This is a genomic window from Kribbella sp. NPDC055110 (genome assembly GCF_053607525.1).
This window is the reverse complement of record NZ_JBSGTS010000011.1, coordinates 197,456-215,472: the sequence shown is the minus strand read 5'-3', so window position 1 is coordinate 215,472 and position 18,017 is coordinate 197,456. Positions and strand designations below refer to the sequence as shown.

Annotated in this window: 19 protein-coding genes; 5 read left to right on the top strand and 14 right to left on the bottom strand. The window is 68.6% G+C overall.

Annotated elements, in window-relative coordinates; translation table 11 throughout:
* Positions 1-57: 57 nt before the first annotated feature.
* From ACWF0M_RS19845 to ACWF0M_RS19835, 3 genes are read left to right on the top strand one after another with little or no spacing between them, the layout of a single operon-like run.
* A complete protein-coding gene (locus ACWF0M_RS19845) occupies positions 58-1,050 on the top strand; it encodes an ABC transporter permease (protein ID WP_452237150.1) in 993 nt (330 codons plus the stop codon).
* The gene (locus ACWF0M_RS19840; RefSeq protein WP_452237149.1) at positions 1,047-2,177 is read left to right on the top strand and encodes an ABC transporter ATP-binding protein; all 1,131 of its coding nucleotides are present in this window, start codon (positions 1,047-1,049) and stop codon (positions 2,175-2,177) included. Before ACWF0M_RS19845 ends, ACWF0M_RS19840 begins: the two co-directional genes overlap by 4 nt.
* 20 nt (positions 2,178-2,197) lie before the next feature.
* Positions 2,198-3,229, top strand: a complete 1,032-nt coding sequence (locus ACWF0M_RS19835; RefSeq protein ID WP_452237148.1) for an ABC transporter ATP-binding protein — start codon at positions 2,198-2,200, stop codon at positions 3,227-3,229.
* Positions 3,230-3,279: 50 nt separating this feature from the next.
* Here the strand turns inward: ACWF0M_RS19835 and ACWF0M_RS19830 are convergent, their stop codons facing one another.
* From ACWF0M_RS19830 to ACWF0M_RS19765, 14 genes are all read right to left on the bottom strand, one after another.
* Complete coding sequence (locus ACWF0M_RS19830; RefSeq protein WP_452237147.1) at positions 3,280-3,849, bottom strand: hypothetical protein; 570 nt, start codon at positions 3,847-3,849, stop codon at positions 3,280-3,282.
* Positions 3,850-3,956: 107 nt separating this feature from the next.
* Positions 3,957-5,261 carry a sugar ABC transporter permease gene (locus ACWF0M_RS19825; protein WP_452237146.1) on the bottom strand — a complete coding sequence of 435 codons (1,305 nt, stop codon included), beginning with the start codon at positions 5,259-5,261 and terminating at the stop codon, positions 3,957-3,959.
* A complete protein-coding gene (locus ACWF0M_RS19820; protein WP_452237145.1) occupies positions 5,258-6,073 on the bottom strand; it encodes an ATP-binding cassette domain-containing protein in 816 nt (271 codons plus the stop codon). Before ACWF0M_RS19820 ends, ACWF0M_RS19825 begins: the two co-directional genes overlap by 4 nt.
* A 116-nt stretch (positions 6,074-6,189) precedes the next feature.
* Positions 6,190-7,269 carry a substrate-binding domain-containing protein gene (locus tag ACWF0M_RS19815; RefSeq protein ID WP_452237144.1) on the bottom strand — a complete coding sequence of 360 codons (1,080 nt, stop codon included), beginning with the start codon at positions 7,267-7,269 and terminating at the stop codon, positions 6,190-6,192.
* 254 nt (positions 7,270-7,523) lie between these two features.
* Positions 7,524-8,708 (bottom strand): ROK family transcriptional regulator, encoded by a 1,185-nt coding sequence (locus ACWF0M_RS19810; RefSeq protein ID WP_452237143.1) that lies wholly within the window; start codon positions 8,706-8,708, stop codon positions 7,524-7,526.
* A 150-nt stretch (positions 8,709-8,858) separates the two neighbouring features.
* A complete protein-coding gene (gene cobS / locus ACWF0M_RS19805; protein WP_452237142.1) occupies positions 8,859-9,764 on the bottom strand; it encodes an adenosylcobinamide-GDP ribazoletransferase in 906 nt (301 codons plus the stop codon).
* Positions 9,761-10,288, bottom strand: coding sequence for a bifunctional adenosylcobinamide kinase/adenosylcobinamide-phosphate guanylyltransferase (locus ACWF0M_RS19800; protein WP_452237141.1), 528 nt, complete (start codon positions 10,286-10,288; stop codon positions 9,761-9,763). The genes cobS and ACWF0M_RS19800 overlap by 4 nt, the downstream gene beginning before the upstream one ends.
* Positions 10,281-11,048, bottom strand: coding sequence for an ECF transporter S component (locus ACWF0M_RS19795; RefSeq protein ID WP_452237140.1), 768 nt, complete (start codon positions 11,046-11,048; stop codon positions 10,281-10,283). The genes ACWF0M_RS19800 and ACWF0M_RS19795 overlap by 8 nt, the downstream gene beginning before the upstream one ends.
* A gap of 89 nt (positions 11,049-11,137) precedes the next feature.
* Complete coding sequence (locus tag ACWF0M_RS19790; RefSeq protein WP_452237139.1) at positions 11,138-12,748, bottom strand: ABC transporter ATP-binding protein; 1,611 nt, start codon at positions 12,746-12,748, stop codon at positions 11,138-11,140.
* Complete coding sequence (locus ACWF0M_RS19785) at positions 12,745-13,830, bottom strand: CbiQ family ECF transporter T component (RefSeq protein ID WP_452237138.1); 1,086 nt, start codon at positions 13,828-13,830, stop codon at positions 12,745-12,747. Before ACWF0M_RS19785 ends, ACWF0M_RS19790 begins: the two co-directional genes overlap by 4 nt.
* A complete protein-coding gene (locus tag ACWF0M_RS19780; protein ID WP_452237137.1) occupies positions 13,831-14,550 on the bottom strand; it encodes an SCO2322 family protein in 720 nt (239 codons plus the stop codon). It abuts the gene before it with no gap.
* 213 nt (positions 14,551-14,763) lie between these two features.
* Positions 14,764-14,973 carry a hypothetical protein gene (locus ACWF0M_RS19775; RefSeq protein WP_452237136.1) on the bottom strand — a complete coding sequence of 70 codons (210 nt, stop codon included), beginning with the start codon at positions 14,971-14,973 and terminating at the stop codon, positions 14,764-14,766.
* Positions 14,970-15,980, bottom strand: coding sequence for an aldo/keto reductase family protein (locus tag ACWF0M_RS19770; RefSeq protein ID WP_452237135.1), 1,011 nt, complete (start codon positions 15,978-15,980; stop codon positions 14,970-14,972). The genes ACWF0M_RS19775 and ACWF0M_RS19770 overlap by 4 nt, the downstream gene beginning before the upstream one ends.
* 39 nt (positions 15,981-16,019) lie before the next feature.
* Positions 16,020-16,607: a DUF3043 domain-containing protein gene (locus ACWF0M_RS19765; RefSeq protein ID WP_452237134.1), complete on the bottom strand. Its 588-nt coding sequence runs from the start codon at positions 16,605-16,607 to the stop codon at positions 16,020-16,022.
* Positions 16,608-16,790: 183 nt separating this feature from the next.
* On the opposite strand from ACWF0M_RS19765, the gene ACWF0M_RS19760 reads away from it, so the two are divergent.
* Both ACWF0M_RS19760 and pspAA read left to right on the top strand, forming a co-directional pair.
* The gene (locus ACWF0M_RS19760; RefSeq protein ID WP_452237133.1) at positions 16,791-17,609 is read left to right on the top strand and encodes a PspA/IM30 family protein; all 819 of its coding nucleotides are present in this window, start codon (positions 16,791-16,793) and stop codon (positions 17,607-17,609) included.
* Entirely contained in the window at positions 17,606-17,881 is a 276-nt protein-coding gene (pspAA, locus tag ACWF0M_RS19755) for a PspA-associated protein PspAA (RefSeq protein WP_452237132.1), read from the top strand. Before ACWF0M_RS19760 ends, pspAA begins: the two co-directional genes overlap by 4 nt.
* Positions 17,882-18,017: the final 136 nt, after the last annotated feature.

Sequence of the window (18,017 nt, the reverse complement as noted above, 5' to 3'; positions counted from 1 at the left end):
GCGTGGTGCCCGGACCACAAGTCCGGGCATCACGCCGATCGGTGAGGAGACAATCCCGTGCTCTATTTCGTGGCGCGCCGTTTGATCAGCGCGCTCAGTGTGGTGCTGGCAACGTTGATCGCGACGTTCGCGCTGTTCTTCATCGCGCCGACCGATCCGGCCGCGGCCATCTGCGGTGAGCGCAACTGCACGCAGCAGCGCTATGAGGAGATCACGAAGAACCTGAACCTGGACCGGCCGAAGGTCGAGCAGTTCGTCGACTACACGGTCGGCATCTTCCTCGGACGTGACTTCACCACCTCCGGTGTCACGCAGCACTGCGCGGCGCCGTGCCTCGGCTTCTCGTTCAAGAACGACCGGCCGGTCACGGACCTGATCAACTCCCGGTTCCCGGTGACGCTGTCGCTCGTGCTCGGGTCCTCCGTCCTGGTGCTGACGCTAGGCGTGGCCATCGGCTCGATGGCCGCGAAGAGACGCGGGAGCATGGGCGACCGCGCGCTGATGACCAGCACGCTGGTGATCAGTTCCGTGCCCTACTACATCGTGGCGCTGATGGTCGCGCTCTATCTGACCATCGTCTATCCGATCCTGCCCCGGGGTGCGTGGACACCGCCCTCGGAGAATCCGGCGAAGTGGATCGCGGGTCTGTTGACTCCCTGGCTGGTGCTCGGCGTCTACAACTGCGTGTCGTACGCGCGGTACTCCCGCGGCTCGATGGTGGAGACGCTGAGCGAGGACTACATCCGGACCGCGCGGGCCAAGGGCCTGTCCGACCGGGTGGTCACCTACAAGCACGCGCTGCGCTCCGGGCTGATACCGGTCGTGACGATCTTCGGTCTGGACGTGGCGGCTAGCCTCGGCGGCGCGATCTTCACCGAGCGGATCTTCGACCTCCCCGGGCTCGGGCAGCTGGTGCTGGACAGTTTGAACAACTACGACCTGCCCGTGATCATGGGCACCGTGCTCGTCGCCTCGGTGATCATCGTCGCGATGAACTTCCTGGTGGACATCGGCTACAGCCTGATCGACCCACGAGTGAGGCTGTCATGAGCACACCCGCCCCCGAAGACAAGAAGGACGGTCCTGTGGACGCCAAGCGTGGTCCGTCGGTCGCCACTCGTGAGCGCCGGCAGGGTTCGATCAACCCGAGCGGCGAGACGCCGTACCTGGTGGTCGAGGACCTGACCGTGAAGTTCCCGACCGCCGACGGTCTGGTGAGCGCCGTGAACGGGCTCAGCTACTCGGTGCCGCTCGGCCGCACGCTGGCGATCGTCGGCGAGTCCGGTTCCGGCAAGTCGGTGTCGAGTATGGCCGTGATGGGCCTGCACGACCGCAAGCGGACCCGGATCACCGGCTCGATCCGGCTCGGCGGCGACGAACTCGTCGGCCTGTCCGAGAACGAGCTGATGAAGATCCGCGGCGACGCGATGTCGATGGTCTTCCAGGACCCGCAGTCCTCGCTGCACCCGCTGTACACGATCGGCAACCAGCTGGTCGAGGCGTACCGGGTGCACCACAAGGTCTCCAAGGACGTGGCGAAGAAGCGGTCGCTGGAGATGCTCGACCTGGTCGGCATCCCGAACCCGCAGCGCCGGTTCTCGCAGTACCCGCACGAGTTCTCCGGCGGTATGCGGCAGCGCGCGATGATCGCGATGAGCCTGATCAACGACCCCAAGCTGGTGATCGCCGACGAGCCGACCACCGCGCTGGACGTCACCGTGCAGGCGCAGATCCTGGACCTGCTGAACAACCTGCAGAAGGAGTTCGGCTCCGCGATCGTGCTGATCACCCACGACCTCGGGGTGGTCGCCGAGATGGCCGACGACGTCCTGGTGATGTACGCCGGGCGCTGCGTCGAGTACGGCACCGCCGAGGACGTCCTGGCGAACCCGCGGATGCCCTACACCTGGGGCCTGCTCGAGTCGATCCCGACCGTGTCCGCGGCGAACGAGCGGCTGCGCCCGATCAAGGGCCTGCCGCCGAGCCTGCTGAACCTGCCGGACGGCTGCTCGTTCTCCGCGCGCTGCCCGTACGTCGACCGCGTCAAGGGCGAGCTCTGCACCACCCAACTCCCGGACCTGCTGCCGGTGGACGGCGCCGGTGCGCACACTTCCCGTTGTCACCTGCACGACAAGGTCTCGATCTACGAGACCGAGATCGCGCCGAGACTGGGCTGACGAGGGGACTGAGGAAAGCCATGAGCGAAACCAAGAGTGAGACGCTGTTGCAGGTCCGCGACCTGAAGATGCACTTCCCGATCAAGGAAGCGGCCGGCCTCGGCCGGACCAAGAAGGTCGTGCAGGCCGTCGACGGCGTCAGCTTCGAGCTGAAGGCCGGCGCCAGCCTCGGCCTGGTCGGAGAGTCCGGCTGCGGTAAGTCGACCACCGGCCGGATGATCACCCGGCTGCTGACCCCGACCGCGGGCGAGATCGTGTTCAAGGGCACCGACATCGCGCAGCTGAAGGAGCGGGACCTGCGCCCGTTCCGCCGCCAGCTGCAGATCGTCTTCCAGGACCCGTACAGCTCGCTGAACCCGCGCCAGACGGTCAGCAACATCATCAGTACGCCGCTGCGCGTGCACAACCTGGTCAAGAAGGGCCAGGAACTCGCGCGGGTGCAGGAGCTGCTGGAGCGCGTCGGCCTGAACCCGGAGCACCACAACCGCTACCCGAACGAGTTCTCGGGCGGTCAGCGGCAGCGCATCGGCATCGCCCGGGCGCTCGCGGTGGAGCCCGAGGTGATCATCGCCGACGAGCCAGTGTCCGCACTCGACGTGTCGATCCAGGCCCAGGTGATGAACCTGCTCGAGGACCTGCGCAAGGACCTCGGGATCGCGTTCGTGTTCATCGCGCACGACCTCGGCGTCGTCCGGCACTTCTGTGACGAGGTCGCGGTGATGTACCTCGGCAAGATCGTCGAGCAGGGCAGCCGGGACCAGATCTACAACGCGCCGCAGCACCCGTACACGCAGGCGCTGCTGTCGGCCGCACCGGACCTGGGCACCATCCGGGGCATCCCGCCGAAGGAGCGGATCCGCCTGGTCGGCGACGTACCCTCGCCGATCGACCCGCCGAGCGGCTGCCGGTTCCGGACCCGCTGCTGGAAGGCGGAGGACATCTGCGCCACCCAGGAGCCACTGCTGGAGATCAAGCCGCAGTCGTCCGAGGGCCACATCGCCGCCTGCCACTTCGCGGAGCCGAAGGTCGACCTGATCGCCGAAACCGCGTAACCACGGAGAAATCCCCCGTCAACGGCGACGGGGGATTTCTCATGTGTGGACTACTTGTGGGTCCAGACGTAGCCCATGAAGCCGTCCATGTGCCAGCCGGCCTTCACGTACGCCGCGGCCTGGGTGGTGCGGAGGACGCGCCACCCGATGCCGTTCTTGGAGACCCGGTAGATCTTCGTCCGGTCGGCCGCGGCGGCCAGCGGGATCCGGCCGACGACGCCCTCGTACACCCACTGGCCGGACGAGGCCAGCTTGTTCCGCTCGGCGGTCGAGATCGACAGCAGGTACGACCCTCCGGACTTCAGCCGCAGCCGGTAAACCGGAACCGTGCCGCGGACCGCCGTGTTCGCGACGTATCCGGGCACCTGACCGGTGAACGTGAACCCGAGCTTCTGCGCGCTCAGGTACTCGGCCTGGTTCGACGTGTAGAAATAGCCCTTACTGCCCGAGGTTCGCATCTCGATCAGCTGGGTGCGGTACGACGTGGCCGTCACGGTGTTCTGCGCCGCGCCGGCGGTGTTCGCGACCAGCACGCCGCCGACCGCCAGCGCCGCCGTGGTCACGACGGCGCCGGCCCCGAGTACCCGGTTCCGGCGAGATCCGGGAAGCTTCCACTTCATGGTTGTCAAGCCTTTCGATCCTGGTGAAATTAGATGCTTCAGGCAACTAGCCCATCCAGGAACGTAACTCTCGCCGGGGTCTTGCAGTCTCCTTTTTCTTGGGGTTCTCAGGCGCGGCCGTGGGCCTGGCGGCTGCGGCGGCTGAGGGAGTCGATCGTGACGGCGATCAGCAGGACGCCGGCGGTGACGATGTAGCGGACATTGGAGTCCAGGCTGAGCAGGGCGAGTCCGTTGGAGATCGAGGTGATCACCAGCGCGCCGAGCAGTGCGGAGTACGCCGAACCGCGGCCGCCGAACAGGCTGGTGCCGCCGATGACAGCGGATGCGATCGCGTTCAGGTTCACGTCCGTGCCACCGCTGGCCTGGCTGACCGCTACCAGCCGGGCCGCTGCGAGGATGCCTCCCACCGCGGCGAAGGTGGTGCACGCGGCGAACACCGTCAGGTAGATCATCCGCACGTTGATACCGGCCCGCCGCGCGGCCTCGACGTTGCCGCCGACGGCGAACACGGAGCGGCCCCAGCGCGTCCGTCGTACGGCGAGGTCCGTGACCACGACCAGCGCGAGGAAGAGCAGGAACATCGACGAGACGCCGCGGTCGCCGTTCAGGACCACGACCGGGATCAGCAGCATGATCGCGAGACCTGCTGCCTTGATCGCGATCACCGAGGTCGGCGCCGCGGACAGACCGGCCGCGGCGCGGGCGGTCCGGCCCTGCCAGCGGCTCAGCGCGTAGGCCACGACGACCAAAGCGATCAGCGCGTAGGCGATCGCGGGGGAGAGGAAGCTCCGCGTCGCGAAGCCGACCAGCGCGGAGTCGTACGGCAGGTTGATCGTGCCGTCCTTGCCCAGCACGAGCAACTGGAGCCCGAGGAACCCGAGCAGGCCGGCCAGGGTGATGACGAAGCTCGGTACGCCGAAGCGCGTGTAGAGCAGACCGTAGAACAGGCCGATCAGCACACCGAGCGCGATGGCGGCAACGAGCGACAGCACGATCGGCCAGCCTTTGTTGACGAACGTGACGCCGACGACCGCGGCCGCCACGCCGCTCACCGAACCGACCGAGAGGTCGATCTCGCCCAGCAGCAGGACCAGAACGATGCCGAGAGCAATCACCCCGACAGAGGTGGTCTGCAGCGTCAGGTTCACCAGGTTGCGGCTGGACAGGAACGAGCTGTTCGCGATCTGGAAGACCGCCCAGATGATGACCAGGCCGACGACCACCGGGACCGAGCCCAGGTCACCGGACCGGAGCCGGGAGGTGAAGGCGCCGACCGCGCCGCTGATTCCCTGCCGGGCGATCAGCCGCTCGTCCTGCAGGTCGGCCGGCAGCTGCGCCGCACCGTTCTGCTCGGGCGTTGCCGGCGTACCGGCAGTGTCCTGGGGGCGGGTCCCCGATCCTTGGAGACTCATGAGGCCGGTCCCTCTTCCCGGCTCCGGCGCGCTGCGCGCTCGGAGACCGCGTTGTCGGTAGCGCCGGTGATGGCGGCGATGATGTCCTGCGTCCTGGTCTCGCTGACCACGAAGACGCCGTTGTTGCGACCGAGGCGCAGTACGGCGACCCGGTCCGCGACCGCCATCACGTCGGCCATGTTGTGGCTGATCAGGATCACGGCCAGGCCGCGTTCGCGGAGCCGCTCGACCAGGTTGAGGACCTCGGCGGTCTGAGCCACGCCGAGAGCCGCTGTCGGTTCGTCCAGCATCACGACCTTGGGCTTGCCGAGCAGGCTGCGCGCGATCGCGACGGTCTGCCGCTGGCCGCCGGACAGGCTGGCGACCGGGATCCGGACCGACGGGATCTTCGCGGACAGCTGGCGGAGCAGATCCCAGGACGAGCGTTCCATCTCGACCTCGTCGAGTGTGCCGTTCCTGTGCAGCTCACGGCCGAGGTACAGGTTCGCGACCACGTCCAGGTTGTCGCACAGCGCCAGGTCCTGGAACACGGTGGCGATGCCGAGCTGCTGTGCCTCGGCCGGGCTGCTCACCTGGACCGGCTTGCCGTCGAACACCATCGACCCGTCGTCGGCGGTGTAGACGCCGGCGATGGTCTTGACCAGCGTGGACTTGCCGGCCCCGTTGTCGCCGACCAGTGCCAGCACCTCGCCGGCGCGGACGTCGAGCTCGATGTTCTTCAGGGCCTGCACGGCCCCGAAACGCTTGGAAACCCCCTGCAATGTCAGCACCGTACCGGCGCCGACGTCGAGGGGAGTCGGGGTAACAGTCACTCGATCAGCCTCCTGGGGCTTATTTCGGGCCATGATCCTCGCCGGGAGCGCGGTTGGGGAGAGGCCCGGCACAGCCCCCCGCACCTCACTGCGGGGGGCTGCGACGAGGGGGCGGGTCAGTTGCTGCTGAGGCCTGCGGCGGCGCAGGCGGCTGCGAAGGACGCGGTGCAGATGTCGCTGACCTTGTAGATGTTGTCCTTGACCACGGTGTCCTTGATGTTCGCCTTGGTCACCGCGACCGGGTCGAGAATCGTCGACGGTACGCCGCTCTTCTCGGTGGTGGACTCGGGCTTGGCGCCGTTCGCGAGCGCCACCGCACCCTTGGCGGCGGCCTCGGCCTGCGGCTTGACCGCCTTGTAGATGGTCATCGCCTGGTCGCCGGCGACGATCCGCTGGATCGCGGCCAGTTCCGAGTCCTGCCCGGTGACCGGCGGCAGCGGCTTCACGCCACCGCCCTTGAGCGCGGCGATCGCGCCGCCGGCGGTGCCGTCGTTGGCGGCGTACACACCGACCAGGCCGTTCTTGATCGCGCTCAGCTGCCCTTCCATCCAGGCCTGCGCCTTGTCCGGGCTCCAGTCCGGCGTGTCGAACTCGGCGGCGATCTTGAAGCCGCTGGAGTCGAGCACGCTGTGCGCGCCCTTCTTGAAGTCGGCGGCGTTCGGGTCGGTCGGCGAGCCGTTGATCATCGCGATGTTGCCGGAGGTCTTGCCGGCCGCCTTCAGGTCGTCCACCAGGGTCTGCGCCTGAAGCTTGCCGACTGCCTCGTTCTCGAACGACACGTAGTAGTTGGCGTTCTCGATGAACCGGTCGTACGCGACGACCGGGACGTTCTGGCCCTTCGCGGAGGCGGCGACCGCGGCGGCGGCCTTGCCGTCGACCGGGTCGAGGACCAGCACGTTCGCGCCCTGGGTGAGCGCGGCCTCGGCCTGCTGCTGTTGCTTGGCGGCGTCCTGGTCGGCGTTGCTGTAGATCAGCTGGCAGTCGGCGCAGGCCGCCTTCAGCGCCTCGGTGAACAGCGGGCGGTCGAGCGCCTCGTACCGAGTGGTCTTCGACTCGGGCAGCAACAGCGCGATCTTCTTCGCGCCGCCTGAGCCGCTGCCCGAGCCGGAGTCGTTCGAGCCGCAGGCCACCAAGGAGGCGGCGAGGGCCGAGACGGCAAGGCCGAGGCCGACGAGACGAATTGCTGAGACGGACATATGGCAGCTCCTTGACGAGACGGCCCCGATTGGCCTGCCCGCAGTCAAGCCCTCCGCCGTCTTGACGTCAAGACTTGAATTCAAGAAATAGACATATTCGCGTTACACCCCCGACCCACCCGACCCCCGCACCCCAACTTTGAGAAGCCACCAACCAGATCTCCGGCCGAAAAACGGTTGGTGGCTTCTCAAAGTTGCGCCGGGCGGCGGGGTGGGGAGCGGGGCGGCGGGTTGGGGTGGTGGTGGAGCAGGGTTTACAGGGTGGGGGTGAGGGCGGTGGTGGTGTGGGTGAGGATGGAGGCGAGGTGGATTGCGCCGACGATGTCGGCGTCGTCGCCGAGTTCGGCGCGGCGGAGTTCGACGGTGGCCGCGGCGCTCGGGATCGCGCAGCGGTCGAGCGCTTCGCGGAGCGGGGCGTGGATCAGTTCGCCGGCCTCGGCCATCAGGCCGCCGACCACGATCGCCTCCGGGTTCAGCAGGTTCACGACGCCGGCCACGGCGACGCCGACGCGTCGGCCGGCGTCCTCGATCACGCGGCGGCAGCCGAGGTCGCCACCGAGCGCGCGGGTCACGATGTCCTTCAGCCGCAGCGGTCCGTGCGATGCGGCCAGGCTGCTGATCAGTGCCCGCGAGCCGACGAACGTGTCCAGGCAGCCGCGGTTGCCGCAGCGGCAGATCGGGCCGTTCTCGTCGATCGTGACATGCCCGATCTCGCCCGCCGTACCGGTCGAACCGCGGAACACGTCGCCGTTGATCACGATGCCCGCGCCGACGCCGTACGAGAACTTCAGGTAGCAGCCGTTCCGGACACCGCGCAGCGCGCCGGCCCGCAGTTCGCCCAGGGCGGCCAGATTCGCGGTGTTGTCGAGTGCGACCGGGGCCTGCAAGTACCCGGACATCGCCTCGGTCACGTTGACGCCGCGCCAGCCGGGCAGCACCGCGTCGGAACCCGCCTCGCCGCTGACGGAGTCGACCGGCATCGGCAGTCCGAACCCGACCGCGGAGATGTCCTCGACGCCGGAGCTGACCGTTTCGGCCAGGTCGGCGAGCAGCCGGGCGGCGCGTTCCATGCCCTCATCTGCGACGTGGTCGGCCTGCAGCGGCATGAGTTGCTGGGCGAGGATCTCGCGGGAACCGTTCGCGACCGCGACCCGCACGTCGCGCTCGCCGAACGCGATGCCGGCCAGCAGTCCGCCGCCGGACGCGAGGGAGACCAGTACGGCGCGGCGGCCGTTGCGGATGCTGCGGGACAGACCGACCATGCCGGCCTGGTCGAGTTCCTTGACCATGTTCGAGACGGTGGCGGCGGACAGCCCGGAGGCGGCGGCGATCTCGACCTGGGTGAGTGGGCCGTGCTGCCGGACGACGCCGAGAACGCGCGCACGATTGGCTTCGCGCAGCGAAGCCTGCGAGCCCGGGGCTGGGCGAGTTGCGTTCATTACATAAAGATAACGGATCGCGGGGCGTACCCGGCCGCCCACCGGTCGTGAACCACGAACATCTTCCGCAACCTCGCCGTCACTACCCCACTCGAATGCTCCGTCGGCGACAGTAGACCACTCGGGCGACGAGGTGGTGGAGGTGAGCGCTCACACGGTCAGGGCAAGCATCACAAGGGCTACCGGGAGCGCGAGTTCGACGGTCGCACCGAGCACATCGCCGGTAGTGCCACCGAGCGCGCGGCTGGCGCGACGGCTGATGAGGAGACTGGTCGCGACAGCGAGGAGGACGGCGGCTGCGGAGCCCGTCATGCGGAGTACGTCGGGTGCGCTGCCGGCGGAGGTGAGCCAGGTGAGGGCGATGGTCGCGGCGAGTACTGCGGCCGTGGCGAGCGTTGCCGTGGGTGGTCGGACGGTGGCGGCGACGAATGAGCCCAGGCCGTCGGGGCGGGCCGCGGGGATCGACGTACGGCAGGACCAGGGGAGGGTGAGGCGGCTCGCGGTGGTCGCGATCACGAGCGCCTGCCAGCCGAAGTCCGCTTGCAGGCAGGCGGTGAGGGCGGCGACGTCGAGGAGCAGTACGCCGATGATCGCGACGACACCGAACGGGCCGATGTCGCTCTGCTTCATGATCCGCAGCATGGTCTCGCGGTCCCGCCGGCTGCCCAGCGCATCGGCGAAGTCGGCGAGCCCGTCCAGGTGCAGACCACCCGAGAGCCCGGCGACAACCAGCACCCCGAGGACAGCCGCCAGCAGGTCCGCGTCCGGCTTCACCAACTGAGCAAGCACGACAACCGCGGCCGCAATCCCTCCGACCAGGACCCCAACGGCCGGGGCCAGCACCATCGCCCGCCCCCCGATCTCCCGGTCGACCCTGGACGGCACACCGGCAGGCAGCAACGTGAGGGTGCCGAACGAGAGCCGAACAGCGTCGGCCCAACCACCCCGCGCCCGTCCTTCACCTTGATCCGCCGCACCGGGCTCCTGCCCGTCGTCGTGGGAGGACTCGTCCGCGGCTCGACGGGCGTCCGAGTTTGGTTCGTTGGGCTCGGTCATGTGAGTGGGAGGGTTCGGCCGGCGACGGTCCACAACACCTGGTCGGAGGCCAGGGAGATGGTGGTGTTGAGGCGGCCCATCAGGTCGCGGAACAGGCGGGTGCCGGGGTCGGCGGGGACGATGCCGGAGCCGACGTCGTTGCTGACGGCAACCACGCGGCGGGTGGTCGCGGACCAGGCCTCCGCGAGGTCGGCGATCTGTTGCTCGACGAGGTCGGCCCGGCCGAGATCGGACCAGACGTCGGCGTTGTCCATGGTGCGGGACAGCCACAGGGTGAGGCAGTCGATCAGGAGCGGGGGACCGGGGGACTCGAGCAGTGGTACGAGGTCGATGGTTTCCGCCAGTCCCCAGCCGGCCGGGCGACGGGCTTGGTGTTTCGCGACCCGGGCCGCCCACTCGGCGTCACCGGAGTCCTCTCCGCCGGTTGCGACGTACAGGACGTCGGGCTCCGCGGACAGCAGGCGTTCGGCGGCGACGGATTTGCCGGAGCGGGCTCCGCCGAGGACGAGGGTTCGGTCAGGCATTCGTCCTCCCGGATTCGAAGACGACCGGCGCCTCGAACGCTGCCTTGCGCGCCGTACGCCGGAACGCGTTCAGGATCGGCCGTCCGAGCACCAGCACCAGCACCGCGGACAGGATCCCGCGCGGAATGTCCCACCCGAGCGATGTCGCCACCACGAACAGGAGGTACCGGTGCAGGTTGGCGGCCAGCGGGTCGCCCGGGATGAACGAGAAGTCGCTGCCGAACGTCGCGTACGGCCAGAACCAGAGGTTCATGATCACGCCGTACAGCACCCCTGAGACCAGTGAGTACGCCGCCAGCAGCAGCAACTCCAGCCGCCCGCCGACACGCGGTAGTAGCCCGGCCAGGCACCCGACCCACGCGCACGCGAACATCTGGAACGGCATCCACGGCCCGACCCCGCCGCTGATCAGCGCCCCACCCAGCAACGACACCGCCCCGAGCACGAACCCGAACCCGGCGCCGAACGCCCGTCCGGCCAGCACCAGCAGGAAGAACCCCGGCTCGAGTCCCGCCGTACCTGGGCCCAACGCCCGCAACGCAGCACCGACCGCGGCGAGCATGCCGACCAGGGCGATCACCTTGGCGTCGATCCCGGCCTCGGACAGCTCCGCGAGTACGACGGCCACCAGCAACGGCAAGAGCAACACGAACAGCCAGGGCGCGTCCGTGGTGTGGCCGATCGCGGATTCACCCGCCTGCGAGGTCTGGAAGAACAGGGGCCACGCAAACGCGAGTACGCCGACCAAGGATGCAACCACCAACGCCGCAGTACTTCGCGGCTTGAGCCGAATCAGGTGAAGAGGGGTGGATGTCGGCGCCGTCCTGCGGGACTTGAGGCGGATCAGGTTCACGAGGCCCGGTCCAGCGCCTCGGCGACCTCGCCGACCGTCAGGAACGGCAGCGGCGCCAGGATCTTCGCCACCTGCGGCGCGAACGCCGGCGACCCGGCAATCACCTCGGCCGTCTCGCCGTCACTCACCAGCTCGCCGTCGGCGAGCACCAGCACCCGCGTGGCGACTTCGGCGACCATCTCCACGTCATGCGTCGACAGCACCACCGCGTGCCCGGCAGCGGCCAGCTCGCGCAGGATCGCGACCAGCCGCCGCTTCGCGCCGTAGTCCAGTCCACGCGTCGGCTCGTCCAGCAACAGCAACGGCGGCGCGCCGCACAGTACGACGGCCAACGCCAAACACAGCCGTTGTCCCTCGGACAGGTCGCGCGGATGTACGTCCAGAGCCACATCGGGTGCCAGCCGCTCCAGCAGCGCCCGGCAACTACCTGCGGGCACCTTGAAGTCGGAGTCCGCGCTCGCGCACTCGTCCGCGACCGTGGCGGCGTACAGGAGGTCTGCGGGTTCCTGCGGGACCAGTCCGACGGCCTTGACCAGTCGCTTCGGCTTGGTACGGCGTGGGTCGACCCCTGCGGCAACCGCAGTGCCAGAGCTAGGAGTGAGGATGCCGACGAGAGAGTTCAGCAAGGTGGACTTGCCCGCGCCGTTGCGGCCCATCAACGCGACGACCTCACCGGCTTTGATACTCAGCGACACGCCACGGAGTGCAGTAACGCTGCCGTAGCTCACCACCAGGTCCTTGCACTGGGCAAGCTCCGCGCCCAGTGCTCGTCTGGTGCGTGCAGGCCGTGGAACGTCGAGCTGGGAGCGGAGAGCTGTTGCGGCGCGTCGGGCGTCCCGCACTGACAGGGGGAGCGGCGACCAGCCAGCCAGCCGTCCCAACTCCACCACAGGCGGTGCGACCGGTGCGGTCACCATGCGCTCGGCCGGCAGGCCCGTGGACACAGCAGCGGCGCCACCGGGTACTTCGATCACGCGGTCGGCGTACTGGATCACCCGCTCCAACCGGTGCTCGGCCATCACCACAGTGACGCCCAGGTCGTGCACGAGCCGCTGGAGCGCAGCCAGCACCTCCTCAGCCGCCTGCGGGTCCAGCGCTGACGTGGGCTCGTCCAGCACCAGTACGGCGGGGTGCGACGTGAGCGCTGCACCGATGGCAGTCCGCTGTCGCTGACCGCCCGACAACGACGTCAAAGCACGATCCCGTACGTCGGCCAGCCCGAGCAGATCCAGCGTCTCCTCGACGCGCCGCCGCATCACGTCCGGCGCCACACCGAGTGACTCCATGCTGTACGCCAGCTCGTCCTCGACCGTGTCGGTGACGAACCCCGCCATCGGGTCCTGCCCGACCATCCCGACCACGTCCGCGAGATCGCGCGGCCGGTACTTGCTGGTGTCCCGCCCGTCGACCAGCACCCGCCCGGCGAGCGTTCCACCGGTGAAATGCGGCACCAGGCCGTTGATTGCCCGCAGCAACGTGGACTTCCCGGACCCGGTCCGCCCGATCACCAGTGCGAGCTCGCCCTCCGGCACCGTGAAGCTCACGTCCCGCAGGGCGGGCTCCCGCGCCCCGTCGTACGTCACCGTCACCTGGTCGAACTCGATCATGCTGCCGCCTTCTTCAACGGTGGTGCGGCCAGCGCGGGAACCAATCCGATCAGTACCCCGACGACTGGCAGCACCGGCACTGGTGGGACGACCAACGGGCCGGCCAGCAGCAGACCGTTCACGCCACGGACGGCTGCGGTCACCATTGCACCTGCGGCCACGGCACCGGCCGCTACAACGAGCCACTCGGGTAGCGCCCACGGGTCGGGCCGGTAGCGCGTCCTGCCGACCCGCTGCCGTCCGACGGCCATGGCTACGACTGCCAGCAGTACACCGGCCGCCAGTGCACCGGCGGCGAGCGGGAACGCCATGGCGTCGGTCAGCAACGCGTAGACACCGAGCAGGATCCCCAGCAGTCCCAGCAGCACGCACAGCGCCGTGAGCCGACGCTGCGCACGAGGAGCCTGCGCAGTACGGCCGTAGCCGCGTGAGTCCATCGCGGCCGCCAGCTCCACCGAGCGGTCCAACGCACCCTCCAGGACCGGCATGGCCGTCGTACGGAAGGAGGCGCGGGTACGGCCGCGCAGCCGTCGCGCAGCGCGCACGCGACGGCCGTCCGTCACCAGTTGCGGCGCGAACGTGAGTGCGACCACACAGGCCACACCCATTTCGTAGAGGGCCCCTGGCAACGACTTCAGCAACCGCCGCGGACTGGCCAGTGCGTTGGCCGCACCCACACAGCAGAGCATGACGGCCAGCTGACCACCGTCGTACAGAGCCGTCACCAGAGCCTCCGCCGTGACGTCGCCGCCGAGCTTGACGCCTGCAGCCCAGTCAGGCAAGGGGATCTGCGGCAGCGTGAACAGCACCGTGTTTCCCTGCGAGCGGGTGGACAGCAGTGCCTGAAGGACCACGCGGACGCCGATGACGAGCAGGCCGAGTTTGAGGAACGCAGTGAAGCTGTGCGCCCACGGTGCGTCGCTCCGGCGGGCTGAAACGACGAAACCGGTCACGGCGAGGATCAGGACCAGCAGGACCGGGTTGCGCGTCCTGCTGGCCGCAACAGCCATACAGAGCGCCCACAACCACCAGGCCCCCGGGTGAAGGGCCCGGGGGAGTGTCAGGTGGTGTACGGCGCGCATCTACTTGGCTGCGGTACGCCGGCGGCTCAGGGCGAATCCGCCCCCGGCCAGGAGGACGACCACGACGGCCGCGATGATGATGCCCCACGGTGCGCCACTGTCGTCGGAAGAGGACGGGGTAGCCGACGGTGACGACGTGGCGGTGGAGCCCACGGCAGCGCCGATTTGCAGTGTCACGGGCGCGTCGGTGGCGGGGACCGTGATGTTCTTCACCTGATCGCCGCATCCCTTGGACGGATAGCCCGCGACGCCACAGGTCAGGCCCTTCTCGATCCGGACCGGTGCGACCGCGGCGAGGATCTTCGCGCCGTTCGACGCCGGGTCCGTCACCACGCAGGTGCCCTTGGCTTCACCCGGCGTATCACCGGCGACGGCGTCCTCCGGCGTACCCGGGTCGACGACCACGGCGACCCGCTTCTTACCGGTCTCCGCCGGGGTCTTGCCGCAGATCTGCTCGAAGTCGCCCGCGGCGCGCGGCACGCGGGGCTTGGCGCCGCCGAGAGCGAACCGCCAGCCCTCCACGGCTCCGTCAGCCGGTACGAAGGCGTCGGCGCCCTTCTGGGAGAAGGCCCACTGGCCGCTGCTCCATTGGTAGTAGCCCCAGAAGCGGTAGCCGTTCTCGGCCTGTGCGGCGGTGGCTGAAACGGTGGCAACGGCCCCAGCGAGCAGGAGACCCGCCAGCAGGCTGAGGACCAGTCGTACGGTCCGATGTGCAGTCATTGTCGATCCTCGGTCGGGCCGCAGCCCGGTGGAGGAGGTCCCGCCTGCACCGGCAGGGTAGGGGCTCCACCCGCGGACCACGGCGGGTAGTTGAGCCTGACTGCCTGCGTCACAGTGTTCCGGCTTGCCACCTGTCCGGTGGCCTACGGTTGCGGGTCAGCGCCGGATTTCGACCGGCTTCCCTGTGACGCAGGCGTGTGGTTCGACCGAAGCTTACTCTGCTGAGGAGAGGCTCATCGGGCCGTAGACCTCGCGACTGTCCTCCAGCAGGTACACCTGTCCGACGCCACGGTCGGCCAGGTCCCGCCAGACCTCACCCAGCCAGCTCTCCGCGTCACCCTGCGCCGAGAACTCGGCCCCGCCGACATCACCGGGGTCGACCACGGCACCGGTAGCGGTCTCGAACCGCCAGCTCCAGCTCACGAGTTCGGCCGCTTCTGCGGGGCGTTCTGCGCGGTCTTCGCCGGATCGCTCTCGACGATGTGGCCGAGCACCTCGTCGATCCGCTTCAGCAGACCCTCCTCCAGCGTCACACCGGCCGCCTTCACGTTCTCGGTGACCTGCTCGGGCCGGGAGGCGCCGATGATGGCCGATGAGACGTTGCTGTTCTGCAGCACCCACGCGATCGCGAGCTGCGACAGCGAGAGGCCCGCCTCGTCGGCGAGCGGCTTCAGCTCCTGGACCCGGGTGAGTACGTCGTCGGTGAGGAACCGCTTGATGAAGTTCGACCCGTTGGCGTCGGTCGCCCGGGAACCCTCCGGCGGCTGCTGACCGGGCAGGTACTTGCCGGTGAGCACGCCCTGCGCGATCGGCGAGAACACCACCTGGCCGATGCCGAGCTCCTCCGAGGCCGGGACCACCTCGGCCTCGATCACACGCCACAGCATGCTGTACTGCGGCTGGTTCGAGACGAACGGGATGCGCAGCTCACGGGCCAGCCGGTGGCCCTCCTGCAGCTGCTCCGCGGTCCACTCGGACACGCCGATGTAGAGCGCCTTGCCCTGCCGGACGACGTCGGCGAACGCCTCCATCGTCTCCTCGAGCGGCGTCTCGGTGTCGTACCGGTGCGCCTGGTAGAGGTCGACGTACTCGGTGCCGAGCCGCTTGAGCGAGCCGTTGATCGACTCGTGGATGTGCTTGCGGGACAGGCCGGTGTCGTTCGGCCCGCCCGGACCGGTCGGCCAGTACACCTTGGTGAAGATCTCCAGCGACTCGCGGCGCTCGCCGGCCAGCGCCTCGCCGAGCACCGACTCGGCCTTGGTGTTGGCGTAGGTGTCGGCGGTGTCGAACGTCGTGATGCCGGCCTCCAGGGCCGCCCGCACGCAGGCCTTCGCCTGCTCGTTCTCCACCTGGGAGCCGTGCGTCAGCCAGTTGCCGTACGAGATCTCGCTGACCTTGAGACCACTGTTGCCCAGATAGCGGAAGTCCATGCTCCGACCCTACTTGTCTCGACTCAGGACGCCATCATCTCAGGACGGCTTCTCGCCGCGCTTCACCATCGGCTTGGGCAGCCGCCACCGGCGCATCTGCATGGTCCGCCGGACCGCGTAGAACCCGAGCCCCTTGGTGGACTCGTTCGGGAACTTGATCCCGACCTGCTTCTTCAGCCCGGACGTGAGCAGGAACCAGTCAGCCGCGATCAGCAGGATCATGAACAGGAACAGCAGGTTCACCATCCCGGCCAGCCACGGGAACTGCGGCGAGAACACCACGCCCACCAGCGACACCACCAGGAGGACCGGCAGCGCGAACTCCATCACCGAGTAGCGCGCGTCGACGTAGTCCCGGGCGAACCGCCGTACCGGCCCCTTGTCGGCGGCCGGGAGGTACCGGTCGTCGCCGGTCTGCATCGCCGCCTGCATCTTGGCGCGTTCGGTCCGGACCTTGTCCCGCCGGATCGCCGAGGCCTCCTTGCGGTTCCGCGGCTTCTTGAACGCGGCCTTGCGGGCCGCCTCCGCTTCCTTGCGGCTCGGTGTCGGCCGGCCCTTGCCGCCCGGCTTGCCCTGGGGGTCGGCGGGTACGGTGGTATCTGTCTCAGACTTGGTACGACGGAACACGGGGTCAGAACCTCATTCGCAGGGCAGGTCGCGACTCGGGGTGGTCCCCGGACCTTCACACCCCTGATCCTATATGGGGACCGCATCGGGGCCTGTCCTGATGGTGTGGTGACCCATAGGGACATAGGGTGGAAGGCACGCACGCCGGGTCGTCACTCCGGCACAGAAGGGGTACGGATATCGATGAGCATCTTCAAGCGGATGTCGACGATCTTCAAGGCCAAGGCGAACTCCGCCCTGGACAAGGCCGAGGATCCTCGCGAAACCCTTGACTACTCGTATCAGAAGCAGCTCGAGCTGCTGCAGAAGGTACGGCGCGGTGTGGCCGACGTGGCCACCAGCCGGAAGCGGGTGGAACTGCAGGCGTCTCAGCTGCAGTCCCAGTCGGCCAAGCTGCAGGAGCAGGCGCAGAAGGCGCTCTCGATGGGCCGCGAGGACCTGGCCCGCGAGGCTCTGACCCGCAAGTCCGGGCTCCAGGGCCAGATCGACGACCTGACGACCCAGCACGCCCAGCTGCAGGGTGAGGAGGAGAAGCTCACGCTCGCCTCCCAGCGGCTGCAGGCCAAGGTCGAGTCCTTCCGGACCCGCAAGGAGACCATCAAGGCCACCTACACCGCGGCCGAGGCGCAGACCCGGATCAACGAGGCCTTCTCCGGCATCTCCGAGGAGATGAGCGACGTCGGTCTCGCGGTCCAGCGCGCCGAGGACAAGACCCAGCAGATGCAGGCCCGGGCCGGCGCGATCGACGAGCTGCTCGCCTCCGGCGCGCTCGACGACGCCAGCGGCACGGTCAAGGACAACATCACCCTGGAGCTGGACCGGATGTCGTCCGGCTCCGACGTGGAGAACGAGCTGGCCGCGATGAAGGCCCAGCTGTCCGGCGGCAGTGCGCCGAAGGAGCTCTCCGGTGAGGGGGCCGCACCGGCCCAGCAGCAGCCCGCCCAGCCAGTGCAGCAGCCGGCAGCCGAGCCGGCGCGACCTCAGGACGGAGATGTTCGGTGATCGTTCGCATCATGGGTGAAGGCCAGTGGCGACTGGCCGACGACAAGCTGGATGCGCTCAACGCGGTGGACGGCGACCTGGAGAAGGCCGTGTCGTCCGGCGACGAGACGGCGTACCAGAGCGCGTTCGCCGCGCTGCTGGCCTTCGTTCGCTCCGGCGAGCAGGTGCCGGACAACGAGCTGCACGACTCCGACGCCATCCTGCCCCCGTCGGACAGCTCGCTCGCCGAGATGCGTGAACTGATCAGTGGCGACGGCTTGATCGCCGGCTGATCACTTGGAGTAGCCGTTTTTGTGAGACCCCTGGGACCGAAAACCGGTCCCGGGGGTCTTTTTGCGGTACGGCGATTGCGCCGCGGTAAACACTCGTCATCAGTGCTGTTCCAGGCGGCATTCGCGTAGTACTGTC